This is a genomic window from Waddlia chondrophila WSU 86-1044, assembly GCF_000092785.1.
GTDB classification, from domain to species: Bacteria; Chlamydiota; Chlamydiia; order Chlamydiales; family Waddliaceae; genus Waddlia; species Waddlia chondrophila.
The window spans coordinates 1661816-1684234 of the sequence record NC_014225.1 but is presented as its reverse complement, the minus strand read 5'-3'; the positions used below and the strand labels follow the sequence as shown (position 1 = coordinate 1684234).

Genomic DNA, 22419 nt, shown 5'->3' with positions numbered 1-22419 from the left:
TGTAACATTTCCCTTAATTATAATTATAACATGTTATTAAATTAATTAATATATACTGAATCAAAGACTAGGTTTTTGACGTTGTCGTTAAGAGCCTGTTTCTCTTTGTTTCCAGGTTTCGTAAACAGGGATTTGTGCTTGGGCAAGGGGAGCGAGCCGTTTAAGAACAAAATTTATCCAAGAGGTGGGAGGGTCTTGGAAATTAAGCTCGAATAATGCCCATTTGATCGTTGAGGTTTGGTGAAGTTTCATGGAATCAACAAGGAGGCGTAAAGGATACCCAGTAAAGGCAAACTGATGTTTGACGTAAAAAGCGGTGTATCTGATCGTATCGTGAGCGACACGATGGCAGATCATCCAGCCGATCACCTGATTCTTGTAGCGCAATCCTATGCTGTTAACAGGCTCGATTTTTTCAGCTTCCCAGAAAGGAGAAACGTGATCTGTAAAATAGCCTTGTTTGTAGTCTTTCTTTATTTTTTCTAGCTCGCTGTCTCTGATTGTCTCCCATTTGAACGTTTTATATCCTGAAGGGAGGAGTGGAGGGCGGTCATACCAGGGAGGATTAAATGCTTGAGCATCGTAAAAGTAGCGGATCATGACAAGTTTGGGAGATGCCCAGCTGTTTTCCTCTAAAACAGGAACAAGGGAGTTGACAATAGGGGTGTCAGGTGAAAAACGGTAAGTAATGTAGTTTGCGTTTTGTGAAAATAGCTTTTTTTCGATTTCAGAGATAAAATTCTTTAGAATGTTCGGTTTTTTATAGTGTATGTCTATATTAATAGTGTGAATTTCTGCGTAGTCGAGCCCTTTGAATAGTGAGGCGAGCGCTAAACCGATAGGCTCCGAATTCTTTTCGATTCCAATAGCTATTTGCTCAGTAAACCCTATATCGTAAGGATCTTTCCCTTCAAGGCAGCATCTGAATTTAGGCGTTGTAAAAAGGCTGTATTTCCTTTTCTTTTCCGGATTAAGATTTTGCGTGTCCAGGACTAGTACTCTGTAAGGAAAGTTTTTGAAACAAATTTTCATTATGAGCGTTGTTATGGGCCGTTTGCAAGCGCCTTAATATTAACTATATTAAGGCGCTTGCGATCGACTCATTCCAACAGCTCAGAATGGGAATTTGAACCGAAAACTTTCCTTACAGAGTACTATGATTTCCATGAACCTATCTGAGGTAAAAGAATTTGCTTATCTCAGGCGATTTTTTTGCGCTTGTTTGTATGCTTGATATGCGGCGGCTTTTGGTCGGTGATTGTCTCTTTGTCAATGATGATCTCCTGAATTGTTTTGTCTGAAGGAACTTCAAACATCAGGTCGCGCATCGCATTTTCCAAGATCATTCGCAGGGCTCTAGCACCTGTTCCCGCTTCAATCGCTTTTTTTGCTACTTCCTGAAGCGCTTCATCCGTAAACGACAGTTTGACATCTTCCATTTCAAACATGGAAATGTATTGCTTAATGACCGCGTTTTTAGGCTCTGTCAAGATAAGGACAAGATCGTCGACGGTCAATTCATTGCAGTTTGCAATTGTGTGGAAGCGGCCCACAAATTCGGGGATCATTCCCGACTGTATCAGGTCTTCCGGCTCAACCTGGGAGAGGAGCTGCGATTTTTGGTGCGGATCAATAGATTTTCCTTCTTGGGATGAAAACCCGATCGTGGAGCGTCCCAGACGTTTGGCTACGATCTGATCCAAATTGACAAAAGCGCCTCCAATGATAAACAGAATATTCTCTGTATTAACCTTGATGTATTCTTGATTAGGGTGCTTTCTTCCCCCTTTAGGAGGGACGTTGGCAATTGTTCCTTCAACGATTTTCAAAAGAGCTTGCTGCACACCTTCTCCGGAAACATCGCGAGTGATGGAAACGTTGGAAGTTGTACGGTTGATTTTATCAATCTCGTCAATATAGATAATTCCCAATTCAGCTTTGGCAATATCGTAATCTGCCGCTTGAACTAATCTAAGGATGATATTTTCAACATCTTCTCCCACATAGCCCGCTTCTGTCAGAGTCGTTGCATCGGCAATTGTGAAGGGGACGTCAAGGATATGGGCAAGCGTTTTCGCAATGAGTGTTTTTCCGGAACCTGTAGGGCCGAATAAAAGGACATTGGATTTGTTAAATTCAATGTCAGATTCCTTGCCGAGGGATTGAACCCTTTTATAGTGATTATAGACTGCCACTGAAATGGCACGCTTCGCTTTTTCCTGCCCGATGATGTATTCGTCCAGCTTCTCTTTGATCTCTTTAGGTTTGAGAACAGAGAGTTCATAATTTGTCGCTTTCTTTTTATCCAAAATGCTGGAGCAAAGGCGGACGCATTTATCGCATATGTACGCCTTAGGTCCGGAAATGAGTTTTTCAACTCCCTCTTCAGTACGCCCGCAAAAGGAGCAGGAAGCGATTTCTTTAGTAGCCGATGATTTAGTTGTCATCTTGACCTGTCTTTTTCTCAATGATGTTATCGATTAATCCATATTCCTTCGCTTCTTCAGGGCTCATGAAAAGGTCTCTTTCCAGATCTTTGGCAATTTTCTCTTCAGTTTGCCCCGTGCACTCCGCCAGAATTTCATTCATCCGTTTTTTTAGAAAAAGGATCTCTTTAGCTTGAAGCGCGATGTCTGCCGATGTGCCTCCCACACCACCTGAAGGTTGATGGATCATGATGCGGCTATTGGGAAGCGCATACCGTTTTCCCTTATCTCCGGCGGTAAGAAGAAGCGCTCCCATGGAAGAGGCTTGCCCAATGCAGTAAGTGGAAACCGGGCAGGGGAGCCATTTCAAAACGTCGTAGATCGCAAGACCTGAGGTGATGTAACCCCCTCTGGAATTGACATAGATGTTGACGTCCTTTTTAGGATCTTCCATGCGCAAAAAGAGAAGTTGGGCAACAACGATATTTGCAACGTGGTCGTCGATGTCTTGCCCGATAAAAACGATGCGGTCTTTTAAAAGGCGGGAAAAAATATCCATCGACCTTTCACCGCGTCCTGTGTCCTCAATGACATATGGTGTCAAAGAGGATAATTCGGGGAAGGGAATAGAGTGTTCAGATGTCTGTTCTTTAAGCATGATTTAATCCTTAAAAGTATACTCTCATGATCAGGGAGTGCCCTTAATAGAGAAAAACATTCATCTTTTAAAGACACACTTTAGGTTCACACGACTAGAGAATTTCTAGCAACGAAAAAAATCGAATAATGTTGTCGAATTAATCTTCCATTGCCGCCTGTTCGATGAGAAAGTCCTTGACCTTTTGGGAGAGAAGATTCACATAAACTTTGCTGCGAACCTCTTCAGGATCAAGGGAAGTATCGATCGGTGAAGACGGGCTGTACATCTGTACTACAAGCTCGCGGACGAGTTCGTCTTGAGAGACAGAGATTTTGTTTTCTTCGGCGATATGGCGCGAGATAAAGAATAGGCGGAATGCACGGATTGCATCGTCTCGAATTTTCTCTCTGTCTTCGTTGAGTTTAGATGAGATGGCCTCTTCTGTTTCTCCAGCGTTTTTCAGCTTGTGCCTAAGATGGTTGAGGCGGTTATTGGTTTCGCTTAAAATTAAAGACTCGGGAACTTCAAATGGAAAGTGTTTGGCCAGGGAATTTTCCACCTGCATGCGAAGCTTGTGCCTCACTTCCTCTTCAGCTTGAGAGTTGAGATTGGATGTCAGCTTCGTTTTAAGGTCTTCAACAGACTCGGCGCCAATTTTTTGTGCAAGCTCTTCGTCAATTTCCGGCAAATTAGGGGTTTTGATCGATTTAATTGTGATTTTGCATTCGGTTGGTGTAAATTCCGTATCGGGATCCAGATCTTCTGAGCGTTCGCTAGTGCCTTCTACGACATCGCCTGTTTTCTTTCCGATCACAAGCTTGAGCATCCAGGCGCCCATTTTTCCCTCTTCTACTTCGAAACGGGTGTCTTTGCAAATAAAAGTTCCGGGAGCAGATGCATCTTCGATGTCGACATCGATATAGTCGCCTTTTTCCACTCCACGATTATCGATCTCTTCCCAAGTTGCATGGTGAAGCTGAATGTCTTTAAGGGCCTCTCCGAGATCCTCGTCCTTGATCTCTTTTTTCTCGACTTTTTTCAGTTTGAGTTTTTTTGGTTCGATTTCAGGAATTTCGGGCGAAGATTCAAATTCGATAACAATCTGTCCTCCATTTTTTCGGGAGGCGTCCTGCAATTCCGGCTTTTGGATAGTCTCTCTGCTTAAGGGATAGATGCTTGTCAACTTAATCGCATCTTGAAAAGCTGCCTGAACCATAATGTCTTGCCATTCCTGGTTGACATATTTGCTGTAGTTGTCCTCGACCATTTTGGCTGGCGCTTTTCCTTTTCGGAACCCGGGGAGGGAAACTTCCTTATTGATCTTTTTAATTGCTTTTTGATAAGCGGCTTCAGATGCTAAGGGAGTGACCTGGATTGCCATGCGGACCTTGCAGCCGGGAGATCGGCTTACTGAAACGCTAAGGTGATCATTTTCAAAGATTTCTTCTTTTTGATTCGAATCAGTTTGTTTGTCGTTCATGATTGCCTTGATTTTTGATAAGGGAAGAAACTACGTGGAATGAATACAAAAATTACTCGAATTTTTTAAATTTATTTCAGTTATAGCGGGTGATGAGATTTGAACTCACGACCCTCACGTTGGCAACGTGATGCTCTACCGCTGAGCTACACCCGCATTTGCAAGAAACTGAAAAAAGAAGGTTAATTGAATGGCCTGTTTTTTTGCAAGCGGTTTTGAGATTTTTTTCATAAGAAATCCGCGTCCAAGAATTGGTTCGGTATAAAAAAGAGCCAGTTCTAAATCCAAGAATGGAGGAAACTTTGACTTAGAACCGGCGAATTTTGTTTTATTTTAACCTGTTTTGTTATTAAAATCAATTAAAATTATTAATAATTGATTAAAAAACATGATTTTATATGCTTAATATACTTAAAGAGCAATGTCAGCCCCCTCCTGAAAAGAGAATGGACAAAGTTAATGACATTATCTTCACTCCTGTAATATGATCCGTTTTTACGTTTGGAAGGATAGTAGTCATGATCAACTTTCGTACCCTTAAGAAGGACTTTTCTCCAGCCATCCTTAATGAAGGCAAGCAGCTTTTCGAGCAGAAAACAGTATTGTCTGCGAAAATCCTAAGTTTGACAGCTGATGCTGTACGGCTGAGTTGCCGGGTGCTTGGCAATTACGATAATTCTTATGAATGTGAAATCGAGATCGACCGTCTTGATTCCTCTGTAATCGACTCTGATTGCGACTGCTCTTACAAATACGATTGCCAACATTTGGCAGCTGTTGTCTTTTATCTTGAAGAGTATCTTGATAAGCTTGTTGTGGTGTATTCGAACGAGTCTTCAATAGAGGATTCCAAAGATATCGATGACGACGAAAAAGAAACGATTATGAAAACAATTGAAGAAGCGAAGACCAAAGAAGTCCTTAGAAAAGGGAATAAGCAAAAGAAAGAGCTTCTTGAAGAGTATGTGAGCGCCTCCATGATTCTGGGACAATCGCCATTTTTTGTCCCGGAAGAGCAGATCCCTGAAGATAAAGCAGAACTTCTTTTGATCTATTCCATCGATAAAAATGTTTCTAATAAAGTTGATATTCAGCTGGCTTTAAGGCTGCCTTCCCGATCAAAGCCTTTGAATATCCCGAATATCGCTGCGTTTCTGGATTCAATCCGATACTCCGAAAAGCTTTTTATCGGAAACAAAAGATTTCATTTTTCAAAAAAATCATTCAACAAAATGGGTCTTGGCATTCTTGAAATTTTGCTTGACCATTTGAAGTGTTCTTCTGAAACAGAGGATAAGGCAGCGCGCATCGGATATATGAATATGGAAGCTTTCGGGAGTATTCTTGCGCATGCTCATCGACAGGCAACTGAGAACCTTCAGACGCTAGTGGGAAGCGAAGAAGGGGAGAGGAGAAGCCTGGTTGTACAAGGAATATACCGCGAATCCTTGGAAGAGCCGCTGACAACTTCGAACTGTTCAGCTTTGCTGAGATTCGAGCTGGAATATTTAGAGGTTTCTTCACCGAAAATTTTGCTGAATCCTACTTTGGTTGTCGAAGATAAGCTGATTAAAGTCCTCGAAGATGCCCTTCTATTTGAATGCTCTGAACCGGGAATGATTTATCAGGGAACGTATTATCGATTCGACCCTGCCATCAGACGTTGCCATTTGAAAAACCTGTTCCCGATTCGGGATATGGTCATTCCAGAACCTCTTTTCGGCACGTTTGTCGAAAATTCCTTGCCGGAGCTTCTCCGTTTTGCCGAAGTTGCCAATCAGGAAACGATTGAAAACTTTGTGACCCTTCCTTTTGCGGGCAAATTGGAGGCTGAATGCGAAATTTGCTACCTCGACGGCGAACTTGAAGCGACTCTCCATTTTCTTTATGACAAGATCAAGGTTCCCGCATCATCGAATCACTTAGAGTTATCCGATGTCGATCCTTTTGTCACAGAGGATGGAATTGTGGCCAGAAATTTGACAGAGGAAAGACGGATTATCGATGCGTTGTTCCAGGATTTTATTTTTGATGCCAAGCAGGGATGTTTCTCTGTTAAGTCGGAGAAAAAAATCGTCGAATTTATGACGGAAGTGATTCCGCAAAATCAGGAGATTGTCCAATTCATATGTCCGGAAAATTTATTGGATCAGTTCCTTTACGATGACACAACATTTACCTTAAAGCTGAAAGAGACTGACCGCATTGACCTTTACGAGGTTGATTTGAAAGTTAATGGATATCTAAACGGGTTGACATTGGATCTGCTTTGGGAGTGTTTGGCGTCAAGGCGTTCATTCATTGAAATGGATAGGTCCAATTCAAAGAAAGGAGAGGCTAAAAAGAATAAAATTCTCGTTCTCGACCTTGACCGTCTTGCGCCGGTCGTTCAAATTTTTGACGAATTAGGGATCAATCAACTGGACGACCACAAGGAGCAAAAGCCGCTTTGGAGCTTAGCCAGCATTAATTTTAAACAATTTGAGCGGTTGCCTATCGAGTTTTCAATGAGCAAAAAGCTAAGGGAAATTCAGAAACAGATGATTAGTACTGAAGTTTCCGAGGTCAAAGTTGTTCCCAAAGAGATTAATGCAGAGCTCAGAGAATACCAGAAGCAGGGGGTCGGCTGGTTGGAGCAGTTAAGGACAATGCATTTAAACGGCGTTCTTGCAGATGATATGGGGCTTGGAAAAACTTTGCAGGCGATCATTTCTTTGACCCAGTATAAGAAAGATCATCCGGACTCTTTGTCGATTGTCATTTGCCCGACCTCTCTTGTCTACAACTGGAAGGAGGAGTTCACAAAATTCAATCAGAAGCTGAAAGTGCTGCCTATTGACGGCACTCCGCAGCAGCGTAAGAAGTTGATCGACGGTCTTAAAAAGTATGACGTTGCAATTACATCCTACAGCCTTCTACAGAAAGATATTAAAGAATATAAAAAAATTGATTTTGGATATGTGATTCTCGATGAGGCGCAGCACATTAAAAACAGGGCAACGCGCAATGCCAAGTCTGTAAAAATGCTCAATTGTGCTCATCGTTTGATTTTAACAGGAACGCCTATTGAAAACTCTCTTGAAGAGCTTTGGAGCCTGTTTGATTTCTTGATGCCCGGGCTGCTTAGCTCTTATGACCGCTTTGTTGAAAAATATATCCGGCACCCGAGCCAGGGAGCGAAAGATAATCTGGAAAATCTTAGAAGAAAGCTTTCTCCATTCATTTTGCGTCGTATGAAAAAAGATGTTTTAGCTGAGCTTCCTCCAGTTTCGGAAATCGTTTACCATTGCCATCTTTCCCAGGAGCAAAAGGAACTGTACAGTTCTTATGCCAAATCTGCGCGGGAAGAGCTTTCCCAGCTGGTGAAAAAAGAGGGATTTGACAAAGTTCAGATCCATGTGCTGGCCACGCTGACGAGGCTGAAGCAGATTTGCTGCCATCCGGCCATCTTTGCCAAGGAAAAAGCGGAAGATGGGGATTCTTCAAAGTATGATATGTTAGTCGAGCTTCTACAGACGCTTATTGAAGGGGGGCACAAGACGGTCATTTTCAGCCAGTACACGAAAATGCTTCAGATCATGCGCAAAGACTTGCAGACTTTAGGAATTCGCTTCGAGTATTTGGACGGAGCGACCAAGAACCGCATGAACATTGTGAAGAAATTTAATGAAGATCACAATATTCCTGTTTTCCTGGTTTCTTTGAAGGCGGGGGGATCCGGGCTCAACCTCGTTGGTGCGGACACGGTCATCCATTACGATATGTGGTGGAATCCAGCTGTTGAAAATCAAGCGACCGACCGTGTTCACCGTATTGGGCAGACGCGTTCGGTCTCTTCTTATAAACTCGTGACGATGGGAACAATCGAAGAAAAAATTCTTGAACTTCAGGAAAGAAAAAAAGGATTGGTCAAAAAGGTGATCAATACAGATGAAGAAGCTATCTCTAAACTGACGTGGGAAGAGGTGCTGGAGTTATTGCAAACATAATAATAAGGTGAAAAATGAATAAAAAAACGGAAACCGGATTGAGAGAATCTATGAACAAAATGCGTACATCTCTGGGAAATTTTAAAAATTTCCGAGGCGTATTTTCCAATGATATTGGGATTGACTTAGGGACGGCAAACACACTGGTTTACGTACGCGGCAAAGGGATTGTCCTTGCAGAACCTTCTGTTGTTGCTGTTGATTCCAATACAAACGAGGTGCTTGCCGTCGGGCATAAAGCTAAAGCGATGCTGGGAAGGACTCCGCGGAAAATCCATGCTGTCCGTCCTATGAAAGATGGAGTGATTGCTGACTTTGAAGTCGCCGAGGGGATGCTAAAAGCCCTGATTAAAAGAGTGACGCCTTCTAGAAGCTTGTTTCGTCCTAAAATTCTTATTGCGGTTCCTTCTGGAATTACGGGAGTGGAGAAGAGGGCTGTGGAAGACTCGGCGCTTCACGCAGGAGCTCAGGAGGTGATTTTGATTGAGGAACCGATGGCTGCTGCGATCGGGGTGGATCTTCCTGTTCATGAACCCTCTGCAAACATGATTATCGATATCGGTGGGGGAACAACTGAAATTGCGATTATTTCCCTTGGAGGCATTGTTGAGTCCAGATCTCTTCGTATTGCCGGAGATGAATTTGACGAGTGCATCATCAACTACATGCGCCGCACTTACAATTTGATGATTGGCCCAAGGACGGCAGAAGAAATTAAGATGACGATCGGCTCAGCTTATCCTCTAGGAGAAAATGAACTTGAAATGGAGGTTCGCGGACGCGATCAGGTTGCAGGTCTTCCTGTGACTAAGAGGATCAATTCTGTGGAAATTCGAGAGTGCCTTTCTGAGCCGATCCAACAGATTATTGAAAGCGTCAAACTGACTTTGGAAAAATGCCCTCCGGAATTAGCGGCAGACCTGGTAGAAAGGGGAATGGTTGTTGCCGGAGGCGGTGCTTTGATTAAGGGTTTGGATAAATATTTAATCAAAGAGACAGGCTTGCCGGTCATTTTAGCGCAAAACCCTTTGCTTGCCGTGTGCTTAGGGACGGGCAAGGCGTTGGAATATTTGGATAAATTTAAGAAAAGGAAGGCGACAGCATAATGACAGTAAAGCATCAATTGGAGGAGTGGACAGCACATGAAGGATTGACTCACTGGATTCGCGAAATACGCGAATTGTGTCAGCCGGATCGGGTTCATTTGTGCGACGGATCGGATGAAGAATACCAACAGTTGTGCCAGGAAATGGTACAGGCTGGTACATTGGTCAAGTTGAACGAATCTCTCCGTCCAAATAGCTATTACTGCAGGTCGACGAAAGACGATGTTGCGCGTGTAGAAGGACGCACGTTCATTTGTTCGGAAAAAAAAGAGGAGGCCGGACCTACGAATAATTGGAAGGATCCGAAAGAGATGATGGATCTTCTTCTGAAGTTGTTCAAAGGGTCGATGAAAGGCAGGACGATGTATGTGATCCCTTTTAGCATGGGTCCTCTGGGATCTAGCATTGCGCATATCGGTGTGCAGATCACAGACTCTCCTTATGTTGTTTGCAATATGCGGATCATGACTCGCATGGGAAAAGAGGTGTTGGGGGTTTTGGAAGACGGCACATTTGTTCCCTGTCTTCATTCTGTCGGAGCTCCTCTTGATTCCGGCCAGAAAGATGTTCCCTGGCCGTGCAATTCAGATAACAAGTACATTGTTCACTTCCCTGAAAAACGCTCAATTTGGTCGTATGGAAGCGGATATGGAGGCAATGCTCTGCTTGGAAAAAAATGTTTTGCGCTGCGTATAGCTTCTGCGATGGCTCGCGATGAGGGATGGATGGCAGAACATATGCTGATCTTGGGGATAACAAACCCTGAAGGAGTGAAAAAATATATTGCCGCAGCATTTCCAAGCGCTTGTGGGAAAACGAATTTAGCGATGTTGACTCCAACGATTCCTGGTTGGAAAGTCGAAACGGTTGGCGATGATATTGCCTGGATGAAATTCGGTGATGACGGCCGTTTGTATGCAATCAATCCGGAAGCGGGATTTTTCGGGGTTGCGCCCGGAACCTCTATGGAATCCAATCCCAATGCCATGCTCTCTTTCAGGAAGAATAGCTTGTTTACCAATGTTGCTTTAACGGATGAAGGAGATGTTTGGTGGGAAGGGATGACTAAGGAACCTCCAAAGCATTTAACAGATTGGCTTGGAAGGGATTGGACTCCTGAAAGTAAAGAGAAAGCTTCCCATCCAAATGCGCGGTTCACTTCTCCTGCTTCCCAGTGCCCGACGATCGATCCTGCATGGGAAGATCCAAAGGGTGTGCCGATCTCTGCGATTCTTTTCGGGGGGCGCCGCGCAGCTGTTGTGCCGCTTGTTTACGAGGCGTTTAACTGGCAGCATGGAACGTTCTTAGGGGCTAGCGTTTCTTCTCAGACCACTGCCGCAGCGGCAGGAGAGGTGGGCTGCTTACGCCACGATCCATTTGCGATGCTGCCTTTTTGCGGATACAACATGGCAGATTATTTTGGTCATTGGCTGAATATGGGAAAACAGTCGGATGTCTCTAAGCTTCCCCGTATTTACTATGTCAATTGGTTTAGAAAAAGCGAAGAAGGTGAATTTTTATGGCCCGGATTTGGCGAGAACAGCCGTGTATTGAAGTGGATTTTTGAACGGACTGAAGGGGGTGGAAAAGCTGAAAAGAGTCCAATCGGATATCTGCCGACTGTAGATGGTTTGGATCTTGAGGGGTTGGATATTTCCTTTAAACATTTAAAAGAGCTTCTTTCTGTAGACAAAGAAGCTTGGAAACAGGAAGCGGCCAAACTGGAAGAGTATTTCAGCATGTTTGGCAGCAGGCTTCCTGAAGGGATTAAAGAAGAGCTTAATGGCCTGCGCCAGAGGTTGGAAAAAAGCTAATCCCAGCTCAAAACCGCCGCGCTTTGATATTCCGTAACTCGCGTTTCGAAAAAGTTTTTCTCCTTAGTCAAATCCATCGTTTCGCTCATCCAGGGAAAAGGGTTGCTCGATTTATAGATTGCAGAGAGTCCAATTCTTTCTAAGCGACGGTCTGCCACGTATTGGACGTATTCAACGAATAATCCGGCATTTAGCCCCAACACACCATGGGGCAGGCACTCTTTGGCGTAAGCGATTTCTAATTCAACAGCTTGTTGAACCAATCCATTGATCTCATCGGTCAAGTCCTCATTCCAGATTTCAGGATTTTCCGCTTTAATCCCGTTAATGAGGTCAATTCCGAAATTTAAGTGGATTGTTTCATCCCGCAAGATATACTGGAACTGTTCACCGATGCCGGGCATGATATTGCGTCGATGAAGAGAGAGGACCATTGCAAATCCGCTGTAGAAAAAGATCCCTTCCATGATGATGTAGTAGCCAACGAGGTTTTTCAGAAACTGCTGTTTTCCTGCCAGCGTTTTTGTTTCGCCGTCGATCAACCCTTTTGTCAGTTGCATTTCGAATTCATCTTTTTCTGAAATTGTGGAGATTTCCCGATACATATTGAAGATCTCTTGCTCTTCGAGTCCTAAGCTGTCGACGATATACAAGAACGCATGGGAGTGAAGAGCTTCTTCGAAGGCTTGTCTCAGGAGGTATTGGCGGCATTCAGCGTTTGTGACATGTTTAAAAATGGCAAGGACAAGGTTATTAGCAACCAAGCTTTCCGCTGTGGCAAAGAAACCTAAGTTGCGCTTGATGAGAAGTCTTTCATCCTCTGATATTGAATCAGATTTCCAGGTTTCGATATCTTTGGTCATGGGAACTTCGGAGGGCATCCAGTGGTTGGCACACCCATTAAGGTAATGTTCCCAAGCCCATTTGTACTTTAATGGAAGCAATTGGTTAACGTCTACTTCAGAGCAATTGATCAATTTCTTCTGGTCGCTGCGAAAGCGTCCTGTATTTTTTGTGTGGAATTGCTGCATATTTTCCTCCTTTATTGGCAAGCTTCACAAGTGGGATCGTCAATGCTGCATTGCCCCTGTCTGGGAGCGATGCTGCTCGATGCGCTTTTGTTCTTCATCCATTTCGGTTGAATGTCGAATTTGTTGATATCTAAAGTTGATTTTTCTACTTGAGTTGCAGCCCTTGTACGCAGGTAATAAGTGGTTTTTAACCCTAATTTCCATGCCAAGCGATACATTTCGTCAAGTTTTCTTCCTGAAGGTTCGGTCAGATAGAGGTTTAAAGATTGCCCCATATCGATCCATTTCTGCCTTGCCGCAGCGCATCGGATCAGCCACTCTGCCCCCACTTCAAATGCTGTGCGGAATCGCTCTCGGACTTCCTGAGGGATGCGAGGGATTGCTTGAACGGATCCGTCGTGATATTTTAGCTCGTCCAGCATCTCCTGATCCCAAAGATTGAGCGATTTCAGCGTTTCTACCAGGTAGTGGTTGACTGAAGTAAATTCTCCTGAAAGATTACTTTTGGTAAATAAATTGGTGTATTGCGGCTCAATAGATTGCGAGACTCCAACGATCTGGCTGATTGTTGCTGTCGGAGCAATGGCCAGAACGTGGCTGTTGCGCATGCCGTTTTGCCGGATGATTTCTAGCAGTGTTTTCCAATCCCTTGATGAGCATTGGTCGATCGGAATCTTAATTCCTCTCTCCTCTTCTAAAAGAGCCATTGTTTGATGTGGAAACAGCCCCAAGTCCCAGTTCGATCCTTTGAAGCTTGGATAGGAGCCTCTTTCTTTGGCGAGCAAAGAGGAAGCTTTGATTGCGAAATAACTGATCGTTTCCATCGAAGAGTCGGCAAAAGCAATTGCTTCTTGTGAACAGTAGGGGATCTCCATTAAATAAAGAGCGTCCTGGAATCCCATCATCCCTAAGCCGATCGGACGGTGGCGTAAATTAGACTCTCGCGCTTCCGGTGTCGGATAAAAATTGATATCGATGACATTGTCCAGCATGCGAATAGCTGTTGCAATGGTTTTTTCAAGATGGGAAACGTCCAATTTCCCTTCCTTGATATGGTTGCGGAGATTGACAGAGCCTAAGTTGCAGACAGCAGTTTCTTCTTTGGAGGTAGGCAGAAGAATTTCTGTACAAAGGTTGGACGAATGAATGACTCCGGCATGTTTTTGGTTTCCTCGGATATTCGAAGGATCTTTCCAGGTGATCCATGGGTGTCCTGTTTCAAATAGGCGCGACAGCATTTTTCTCCATAGATCAATTGCCTTAAATGTGCGGTATTGTTTGATCTTGCCAGCTTTTGCTTCTCTTTCATAGTGTTCATATCTCTTATCGAATGCCCTGCCGTATAAGTCGTGCAAGTCTGGAACTTCATCGGGACTAAACAGCGTCCACTCTCCATCTTCTTCAACCCTTTTCATGAAGAGGTCCGGAATCCAGTTTGCCGTGTGCATGTCATGGGTGCGTCGGCGGTCGTCTCCGGTATTTTTCCGAAGATCGAGAAATTCAGGGAGATCAAGGTGCCAAGTTTCAAGATAGCAGCAGATAGCTCCCTTCCTTTTTCCGCCCTGATTGACAGCGACTGCTGTGTCATTGACCACTTTTAAGAAAGGGATCACTCCTTGAGACTTTCCATTTGTTCCGTTAATATGCGCTTGGGTGGCGCGGACGTTTGTCCAGTCGTTGCCGATCCCTCCAGCCCATTTCGAGAGTTTGGCGTCATCACTGATGACGCGGAAAATATCGTTTAGGTCATCCTGAACGGTGGAAAGGTAGCAGCTGGACAATTGCGGATGGCATGTTCCACTATTGAACAAGGTAGGGGTACTGGAAATATAATCGAAAGAGGATAAAACGTGATAAAATTCAACGGCTTTACTATTTTTATCTGTTTCATTAAGCGCAAGGCCCATCGACACCCGCATCCAGAAAAACTGAGGCAGTTCAGCAACCTGTTCGCTGATTCTGATCAGATAGCGGTCATATAGTGTTTGAAGCCCTTGGTAGGAGAATTGCCGATCCCTTTCATGCTCCATCGCCTCTTCCAAAAGGCGATGGTCGAATCCGAGGAGATCGGAATGAAGTCTTTTCGCTTCGACACCTTTTTGGATGTAGGATGAGAAATTGGAGAAGGGTAAGGATTCAATTTCCCGGTAAATTTTTTGAAGAAGGATGTTAGCGGCAACCTTGTCATAAGCAGGCTCTTTTTCAATTAAGCTTTTGGCGGCCAGGATTGCAGCCTGCCTGATCTGTTCGCTTGAGATTCGGTCGAATAATTGAGGTTCGATCGCTTTCATCAGTTCTTCAGAAGAACAGAGAGGCTCAAAATCTTGACAGCTCCGTTTCAATGAGAGCTTCAGCTTTTCTTGGCTGTAAGCAACGCTATCGCCATTGATGAGTTTAACTCGGATCGCTGGAGCCTCCTCCTCTTTTTGCTGCCGTGCTTTTGCCCTGTTTTCTCTGTACAAGATGTAGCTTTTGGCCACTTTGTAGTGTTCTTGCCGCATCAGGATAAGTTCGACGTAATCTTGAATCCTTTCCACATCAATCGGAGTATCGAACGGCTTCTCGCAGCGAATCTTTTCGATGACGGCCTCAAACACCTGCCCGATGATCACTTGCTGCGCTTTGTCAAGTGTGTGGTAGGATTGAAGATTCCATACATCTCTAAAAGCAGAAGAGATCGCGTTTTTAATCCTTTCCGGATTGAATGGAGTGATCTGTTTATCCCGTTTCCTTACGGAGATTTTTTGTTCTAATGTGTTGATGGTCATGGATATCATCCCTTTTAGCGTTCGATTTTTAAGGAGGGAGTTCCAGCTTAATTGTTCCCCATCGCCTCCCTCGCGCGATATCGTTTTCGAGAAAATAGGGGACAGGGTGGAGAAGAGCTGTGTAAAAAAACAGACAATCTGAACCGGTCCAACCTTTCCCTCGAAGGTTTGGGGATATGATTGCCGCTTTGTATGCGGCCTTGTCAGCAGGTCTTCGGACTTATGGGCAAAATCACCTACTTTTCGCTGCTTCCCAACTTGTTCAGTCAGTGCTAAGATTGCGAATTTCGTTCCCAAATACCGCTGCGGGGCAGTCTCGGACTTCTCACCGAGTTCCCTTTTAAGGCAAAAACCGGATGGTGTTTGCCACTGACAGTTAAGAAGAGTTATATGCGAAAGCTGTGATTTCCAGAAAGAGAAAAATGACGGTCAGGGGACAGGATCGCAGCCGCCCGGGTGGCGGGGATGGCATTTGATTAACCGTTTTAGAATCAGCCACAATCCTTTGATCGCTCCATGTTTGATGAGCGCTTCTTTTCCATATTCCGAACAGGAGGGACTGAAACGGCAGTTTTGCCCCAGAAGAGGTCGGATGCACCATTGATAAAGAGTAATAAGGAAAGAGAGTAGGTGCTTCATAAGAGATTCAGACGGGTGAGAAGAGTGATGATCACTTCGATCAAGATCAACCAAATAATGATCCATTCCAGCCTGGATGAGTGTTGATGATTCAACTCATTTCCAAGCATCTCAAATAATTCCCGCAGAACGTCTAATCGTTGGTTAAGGACTTGCCCGCGGTTTTGAATATCCAGTTCATTGGCGACGTCGAGGTACATAGGCTCAAGTTCAGGATGCTCCCAAAAGAATTCAGGCGTGTCTAAAACATCGACGTGAAGGTTGATTGAACTGCGATCTAAAAATAGGGCGCCCATTTTTTTTCGTATCTCTTTTCTTGAGAGCGGAATTTTCCCCTTTGAAGCTAGATTGATCGGGATTTGACGGGTTTTTTCAAATGAACTTGAGATCGTGTGTTCAAAAGCTCCTAATTTCACGGATTGAGCAAAACCGTGGGAAACTGTCAATTTCGTCATTGCCAAATCGTTTGGCAGAACGAGATTGTCTTCAATGAATTGATACTTATTTCCATAAGTAAATGTGAAATGTTCTTCTTCAATTTCATTCAATGGCTTAATGGCAAAATTTTCAACCAAATTGAGATATTGCTTTCCTTTTTCTAAAGGAACGCCCCAGCAGACAACAGCTCCAAAGGGAAAATAAAAGACATCAACGCCCTTGGAAAACTCCACATGGATAACGTCTCTCATCAACGAAGAAGTATATTGAGCCTTAAGCGACTCAAAAAGCGGCTTAATTTGATAAGAAGAGGCTGTGCAAAAAGCGCAACACTCCATTGAGGCCTCAATGGATTGATTTAAAAATTGCGAAAGGGGGGACTTGAACCCCCACGGGGAAAACCCCACTACCCCCTCAAGATAGCGCGTCTACCAGTTCCGCCACTTCCGCAGGATATCACTTAAAGAGCCCAAACTATACCATTGGGAGGTGGATTCTAGCAAGTAGAAAAATCTTCGGCGATCCTTCTATAAAGTTGCGAGATTTTTTCAAGGAAAGAAAAGTCGATCCGTTCATTTTCAATTTCCTTGAGCGAGCGGCAAAATGTCAGCGTCTGCATTAAATCCAATTCATTTGCATTAAAGGGGATGGCGTTGGTTGAACAGTGGGAGGCGCAAAACGGTTCTCCCGCTTGGAAAGCGGCAGGTCCACTGCAAACTGAGCAAAAAGGGTTGAGCTCTATCAGCCCTTCGTGTCTTAAAAGTTTAAGTAGAAAGCAAGCATGCAGCGTTTCCGGTTTTGGAAATTGGGGCAGGGAGTGTAAGAATGCTTTTAATAGCAGGTAAAGATTCGGAGCTGGTTTCCCGGGAAGCTGTGAACGCTGGATCAGTTTCAGCCAGGAGCATGAGTATTCGAGAAATTCCAGCGTTTTTCTCAAGTCAATGTGGAGATCGATCACAGAAATTTCGTTAAGCGGGATCAGATCAAAATTTCCTTTTCGGCAGATAAATTCAGCGCATGTCAATGGCGAGGTCAACGCTCCTTTGCTTCTCTTCTTGCTTTGACCCTTTTTGTAGTAGAATTTCATGACACCGAACTCTTTTGTGAATGCGGTAATTAATAGATCCCAGTCTTTTACAGGGAGGGATTGAAGGATAATCCCTTCTGCACGTATCGTTTCCATATTTTTTGCTTTCAGTTTATCTTGCGTGTGGTTAGAATGTCCACTTGAAAGAGTTGGTTTGAGCACCGATAGCTCAATCGGATAGAGTACCCGGCTTCGAACCGGGTGGTTAGAGGTTCGAGTCCTCTTCGGTGCAGATCTGAAAACTTGGCGAGGTCATAGATAAGATGAAAGGGAATGCAAAAGCAAAAGAATTTGTAGGAGAAGGTTACAAGATCCATGTTACCGGGCGCGATGTCCTCGTCACAGATGCGATGAAAGACTACGCTATTGACAAGCTTTCAAAAATCGAGCGCTTCACGTCTCGTATCATAGATGTTCGTGTCATTATGGATATCCAAAAGCTTGATCACCGGGTTGACATTGTGATTAAAGTGGATCATGTCAAAATCAAAAGCACCGCATCCACTACGGATATGTATGCTTCGATTGATCGCGCTGTCGAAAAAATTGAAACCCAGTTGCGCCGTTATAAAACGCGTATCAGGGAGCACACTGCCAAGCCGGCCAATATTGTCGACTTGAAGGTTAATGTCTTCAAAAAGCCTGAAGAGGCTGAGATAGAGGATTTCAACCTTGACATCGAGGATCAGGACAGGGAAGAGCTGCTGAAAAGGTATCAACCGCATGAGATTGTCAAGCAGAAAACTGTTCCCTTAAAAACGTTGACCTTTGACGAGGCAGTCATGAAAATGGAGCTCTCGCTTGATCCATTTTTAATTTTCCGTCACGAGGAAGATCAAAAATTAAAAGTGATTTACAGACGTCATGACGAAAACTTCGGAGTGATTGAAGTCGAGTCTTGAGTCAAGGATTTCTCCATTGCCTGGTCAGAAAATTTTCTGTAGCTTCGACTCCGGAAGAGATGATCAGGCAATCTCTTCTTAGCTTAATGGTGAACCGTTTAGGTTATCCATTGGAAACTCTTGTTGTTGAGAGGGGGCTGGATCAGATGCCTCATCTTAATTTGAATTCTCGTCAGATTCCGAGCAGGCGGGCAGATATTGTCTGCTTTGCCAAGGGAATTCATCCAAAGCATTCGCTATATCCATTGCTGCTTATTGAATGCAAGTCGGTTAAATTAGATGCGAAAGCAAAGAATCAAGTCATCGGGTATAACCGTTATTTACAATCTTTATTCATTTCCCTTGCAAATGCGGAAGGAGTCCAAACCGGTCGTTTTAACCCTTCGATGAATGGCTATGAATTTATCAATGGGCTTCCTCGATATGCCGATCTGGTCAATAGCTGTCTTTTTTAACGAGAAGAGTTTCTATCCGAATTTGCCTATTTAAAATTATATGTTATAATCAAAAATGAACGTATAATTATAGACACCCTCTTAAAAAAGGCAGTTGGTAGGAAGTGGAATCAGAGCCTTTCGATTCAATATTAGATCAAATTGCAGAATTGCTGGAAGTCGCTGATGAAAACAAGAAAGAAGCGATCAAGGGAAAAGTCGACAAAGACTTGATGAATCAGCTGGACTTTCTGGAAATGAAGGTGCAGTTCTTTAGAAATGTCACCGATCAGGCGCTTAAAATGAGCGGAATTACCGATGAGGAGCTGGGAAGCCACATAGAGAATTTTTCTGACAATCCAACGACGAAAAGTCAGAAAATGATTGCGCGCGCTGATCAATTGAAGAAAAGACTGCAGGTATTGGAAAAGCAATATGAGCTTAGGTTCCGCGCTGCCAAGATGCAGAAAAAACAAGAAAAATCGACGGGAAAAAAAAGAAAGAAAAAATTCAAAAAACTTGGCGGACAAGGGTGGCTGCCGCTTTAGGAGGTAGGAGATGACAATGCATTCGGAAAGACTCCTTAAAAATGTGAGTAGATGGGCGCCTGACTGTCCAAAGCAGTCTACCCTTTTGTTAGAGCTCTGTCCTGAAAGAATCGCTTTTTGCGAGACGGCCAACGGCGAACCGAATCTTAAAGAGGCCATTGACGGAGTTGAAAAGACGTTTCACTCAGCCGAGAATGCTGCTGAGGAGGCTGAGGAGTGGTTCCGTTCGCTCAATCTTTACCAATCGAGTGTGATCTTTGTTTACGGAGTTGGAGCAGGGCACTACTTCAACGCCGCGAAGTCTTGGCTTGAAAAGGCTAAGGAACACCGTTTAGTGTTTCTTGAAGATGATCTGGAAGTCGTTTATCATCTTTTTAATTCCGAAATCGGGAGAAATTTATTAACTCACGATCAGACGTTTTTGTATTTTCTAGAAAGAGGGGAGAAAGGCAGGCTTCTCGAATCCAGTTTCGGCTCTATCCCCGCAATTCTTTTTCTGCATCAACCCGTTTTCTCGTCTTTGAAGCTCTACGAAGAGACAAAGCCGGAGACCGTAGAAGATTGCAGAAAGCTTGTAGGCTACTACAAAAACTTTAATACTTTCCAGCTGTTGGAACAGCTGACCTATGGGCGGCAGTTTTTCGCAAATTACTACCGGAATCTGTTAGAGCTTTCCGAATCAAAATTTGCAGACCAGATGTTTGAGAAATTTCAGGGAGTGCCGGCGATTATTTGTGGGGCAGGTCCTTCATTGGAAAAAAATCGAGCTCTTTTGGAGACATTAAGCGATCATGCGCTGGTGATTGCAGGAGGGTCTTCCATGAATGCTGTGAATGCTGATGGTTGGCTTCCTCATTTCGGTATCGCAGTTGATCCTAATTTGAGCCAATATTCCCGTCTATTTATGAATCAGGGATATGAAGTTCCCTATTTTTTCCGCAATCGCGTATTCCCTGAGGCACTGCGGCTTTTGCATGGAGAGCACCTCTATGTCAGCGGCAGCGGAGGATATCAGGTTGCCAGATGGTTTGAAGAGCAGCTGGGGATCGAAGGGAAAAATTTGGAAGAGGGATCGAATGTTGTCAATTTCGGCATTGCGATTGCAGCAAGCTTGGGATGCTCGCCGATTATCCTTGTAGGGGTCGATATGGCGTATACTGAAGGAAAATCGTATGCATCCGGAATATTGCCCCATCCCATACTCGATCTTGGTAAGCTGCCGAAGACGAGAAGTGTTAATGAGCAGGTGGTCGAAAAAGATGACATCAACGGCAATCCTGTGCAGACTCTTTGGAAATGGATACAGGAATCGGTATGGATCTCTCAATTTTGCATTACAAAACCTGAGATAAAGGTGATCAACGCAACTGAAGGAGGCATCGGCGTCGAAGCTGTTCCAAATGTATCTCTTGAAGAGGTAAAGAATCGGTATCTTAAGACGCCGGTCGATTTGGAAGCTTTGATCCATGTAAGAGTTCAGGAAAGCATTTTTCAGAAGATTGTGGATTCGGAAGTTGTTGCTGATAAGATGCGGCTTTTGGCCGACAGTTTGAAGAAGTGCAAACGTCACTGCTCAATTTTGATAGAGGAATTTAACAAAATTCTTGAGGTGATTGAACAATCGGATCAGGAAAATCCGAAACTCATCACAGACATAGCTTTGCAAGAATTGAAACTGTTGAATCAAGAGGCGGCTTTCAAGGCCATTTTAGCGAGATTTAACGAGTCATTTCTCTCTTTTTATGGCAGAGAAGATATGGAGTCATTTTATAAGGAACAGGACAAACGGATCGATCAAAAAGAGATCAATTTGCGCCGCACGCAATTGAATCTCAAACGCTATCATTTTCTTAAAGCGGTCTGTAAGGAAAATATCGAAAGGATCATGACAACTTTAAAAGAAGATCGCATTCGACACTTGATTACAGAAGGGTTGTCAAGTCAACATGCGGATAAAGAAGATGTTAATGATGTTCAGAAGGCGCTTGAACGGATAAGCTGCCAAACATACGAAGTCAATGAAAATGCGTTTAGGGTAGAAGATGCGGAGCTTGGCGTGGCCTTTGAAGGGGAGCTTGACACAAAGCACATTTTAAAAATCGAGATTGAGAACGACAGAGACAGGATGCAAGAGTTTGTTTCTTCACAGACTGGATGGAGTGGTAAAGTTGAATTTATCGATAACGAAGGGAGAGTGGTCAGCGACCAATTTTATCAATCTGGAAAGTTGCACGGGCCGTCAAGAGGCTACTTTTCAAATGGACAGCTGGCTTGCCAAACGTTTTACTTGAATGGAAGCAAACATGGCAAATCTGTGTTTTATGACCGTTCGGGCTCCCTTTATGCAATTAAAGGATATCGCAACGGGAAACGGTCGGGAAAACAGGAAAGCTTTTATCCCAATGGGAATTTGAAATTCAGTTCCTATTTTTTAGATGGGCAGCTGGACGGGCTTGTTTGCCAATATTTTTCCAGCCGAGTCCTGAAAAGGAAAATCAACTTCATTAGAGGTAAGAGGCACGGGAAAGAGATCATCTGGAATCTTGGAGGCATCAAAGAGATCGAGATCAATTATAACAACGACAAGCCAATTGGATTTTCCCGCTCGTGGCATTTGAATGGACAGTTGGCAAGAGAGATTTTTTATGATGAAAATGGAAAGGTGATTTATGTTCATGGATGGTCTTCAGACGGGGTCAAGCTTCCCGCTGACCTGCTTCTCAGAGAAGATTATTTTGAGAAAGTTTCTAATCAGGCAGGCAAACTGGCGGGATCCATTGAGGAGATTATTGGACATGTCAGCCATATTGTCCCTGAGTTGAACCGTGCAGAAGGTATTGAAAATGCAGATGCATTTGCTTCGGAAATGAAAGAGTTGGTTTTCGAAATGGATCACTTACGCGAGGTCTATCAGCAAATTGAATCGTTTAGAGAAGAGACAACAGAGGGGGCTAAAGAAGCTCTTTGGAAGACACCTGAAACGCAAAAAATTCTGGGAAGCCAGCTGGATCAAATTGCAGAGCAGATGTCTGAGGATATTCAATCGATTGAGCAGACCCTTCAATTGATGGATCAATTACTGAAACATCCAAAGGACAAAAACGGCGCTTGAGCGTC

16 protein-coding genes, 3 tRNA genes and 1 riboswitch are annotated in these 22419 nt (G+C 43.9%); of the genes, 8 read left to right on the top strand and 11 right to left on the bottom strand.

Annotated elements, in window-relative coordinates:
- Positions 1 to 87: 87 nt before the first annotated feature.
- The 5 genes from WCW_RS09775 to WCW_RS07690 form a co-directional block, all read right to left on the bottom strand.
- Complete coding sequence (locus WCW_RS09775) at positions 88 to 1032, bottom strand: hypothetical protein (RefSeq protein WP_013182651.1); 945 nt, start codon at positions 1030 to 1032, stop codon at positions 88 to 90.
- 167 nt (positions 1033 to 1199) lie between these two features.
- Positions 1200 to 2447, bottom strand: a complete 1248-nt coding sequence (gene clpX, locus WCW_RS07705) for an ATP-dependent Clp protease ATP-binding subunit ClpX (RefSeq protein WP_013182650.1) — start codon at positions 2445 to 2447, stop codon at positions 1200 to 1202.
- Positions 2437 to 3084, bottom strand: a complete 648-nt coding sequence (locus WCW_RS07700; RefSeq protein WP_013182649.1) for an ATP-dependent Clp protease proteolytic subunit — start codon at positions 3082 to 3084, stop codon at positions 2437 to 2439. Before WCW_RS07700 ends, clpX begins: the two co-directional genes overlap by 11 nt.
- A gap of 139 nt (positions 3085 to 3223) precedes the next feature.
- Complete coding sequence (tig, locus tag WCW_RS07695; RefSeq protein ID WP_041941587.1) at positions 3224 to 4546, bottom strand: trigger factor; 1323 nt, start codon at positions 4544 to 4546, stop codon at positions 3224 to 3226.
- A gap of 84 nt (positions 4547 to 4630) precedes the next feature.
- A tRNA-Gly gene (locus WCW_RS07690) sits at positions 4631 to 4702 on the bottom strand.
- A gap of 362 nt (positions 4703 to 5064) precedes the next feature.
- Between WCW_RS07690 and WCW_RS07685 the strand changes: the two genes are divergently transcribed.
- From WCW_RS07685 to WCW_RS07675, 3 genes are read left to right on the top strand one after another with little or no spacing between them, the layout of a single operon-like run.
- Positions 5065 to 8535 (top strand): DEAD/DEAH box helicase, encoded by a 3471-nt coding sequence (locus WCW_RS07685; RefSeq protein WP_013182647.1) that lies wholly within the window; start codon positions 5065 to 5067, stop codon positions 8533 to 8535.
- Positions 8536 to 8585: 50 nt separating this feature from the next.
- The gene (locus tag WCW_RS07680; RefSeq protein WP_338063166.1) at positions 8586 to 9641 is read left to right on the top strand and encodes a rod shape-determining protein; all 1056 of its coding nucleotides are present in this window, start codon (positions 8586 to 8588) and stop codon (positions 9639 to 9641) included.
- The gene (locus tag WCW_RS07675; RefSeq protein WP_013182645.1) at positions 9641 to 11455 is read left to right on the top strand and encodes a phosphoenolpyruvate carboxykinase (GTP); all 1815 of its coding nucleotides are present in this window, start codon (positions 9641 to 9643) and stop codon (positions 11453 to 11455) included. The genes WCW_RS07680 and WCW_RS07675 overlap by 1 nt, the downstream gene beginning before the upstream one ends.
- Here WCW_RS07675 and WCW_RS07670 read toward each other — a convergent pair.
- The 6 genes from WCW_RS07670 to recO all read right to left on the bottom strand — a co-directional run bounded on the left by WCW_RS07670 (position 11452) and on the right by recO (position 17580).
- Positions 11452 to 12486 carry a ribonucleotide-diphosphate reductase subunit beta gene (locus WCW_RS07670; RefSeq protein WP_013182644.1) on the bottom strand — a complete coding sequence of 345 codons (1035 nt, stop codon included), beginning with the start codon at positions 12484 to 12486 and terminating at the stop codon, positions 11452 to 11454. The genes WCW_RS07675 and WCW_RS07670 overlap by 4 nt on opposite strands.
- An 11-nt stretch (positions 12487 to 12497) precedes the next feature.
- Positions 12498 to 15254 (bottom strand): ribonucleoside-diphosphate reductase subunit alpha, encoded by a 2757-nt coding sequence (locus WCW_RS07665; protein WP_013182643.1) that lies wholly within the window; start codon positions 15252 to 15254, stop codon positions 12498 to 12500.
- A 188-nt stretch (positions 15255 to 15442) separates the two neighbouring features.
- Positions 15443 to 15643: riboswitch (cobalamin riboswitch) on the bottom strand.
- A gap of 40 nt (positions 15644 to 15683) precedes the next feature.
- Positions 15684 to 15893, bottom strand: coding sequence for a membrane protein insertion efficiency factor YidD (gene yidD, locus WCW_RS07660; protein ID WP_013182642.1), 210 nt, complete (start codon positions 15891 to 15893; stop codon positions 15684 to 15686).
- Complete coding sequence (locus WCW_RS07655; protein WP_013182641.1) at positions 15890 to 16669, bottom strand: RMD1 family protein; 780 nt, start codon at positions 16667 to 16669, stop codon at positions 15890 to 15892. The genes yidD and WCW_RS07655 overlap by 4 nt, the downstream gene beginning before the upstream one ends.
- 28 nt (positions 16670 to 16697) lie before the next feature.
- A tRNA-Leu gene (locus WCW_RS07650) sits at positions 16698 to 16781 on the bottom strand.
- Positions 16782 to 16827: 46 nt separating this feature from the next.
- The gene (gene recO / locus WCW_RS10005) at positions 16828 to 17580 is read right to left on the bottom strand and encodes a DNA repair protein RecO (RefSeq protein WP_143876371.1); all 753 of its coding nucleotides are present in this window, start codon (positions 17578 to 17580) and stop codon (positions 16828 to 16830) included.
- Here recO and WCW_RS07640 point away from each other — a divergent pair.
- From WCW_RS07640 to WCW_RS07620, 5 genes are all read left to right on the top strand, one after another.
- A tRNA-Arg gene (locus WCW_RS07640) sits at positions 17577 to 17650 on the top strand. The genes recO and WCW_RS07640 overlap by 4 nt on opposite strands.
- A 31-nt stretch (positions 17651 to 17681) precedes the next feature.
- Entirely contained in the window at positions 17682 to 18320 is a 639-nt protein-coding gene (gene hpf / locus WCW_RS07635; RefSeq protein WP_013182639.1) for a ribosome hibernation-promoting factor, HPF/YfiA family, read from the top strand.
- On the top strand, positions 18317 to 18775 hold the full coding sequence (locus WCW_RS07630) for a type I restriction enzyme HsdR N-terminal domain-containing protein (protein ID WP_041941585.1): 459 nt from the start codon (positions 18317 to 18319) through the stop codon (positions 18773 to 18775). The genes hpf and WCW_RS07630 overlap by 4 nt, the downstream gene beginning before the upstream one ends.
- Positions 18776 to 18879: 104 nt before the next feature.
- A complete protein-coding gene (locus WCW_RS07625; protein ID WP_013182637.1) occupies positions 18880 to 19302 on the top strand; it encodes a hypothetical protein in 423 nt (140 codons plus the stop codon).
- 10 nt (positions 19303 to 19312) lie between these two features.
- Positions 19313 to 22414: a 6-hydroxymethylpterin diphosphokinase MptE-like protein gene (locus WCW_RS07620; RefSeq protein WP_013182636.1), complete on the top strand. Its 3102-nt coding sequence runs from the start codon at positions 19313 to 19315 to the stop codon at positions 22412 to 22414.
- The last annotated feature ends 5 nt before the right edge of the window (positions 22415 to 22419 follow it).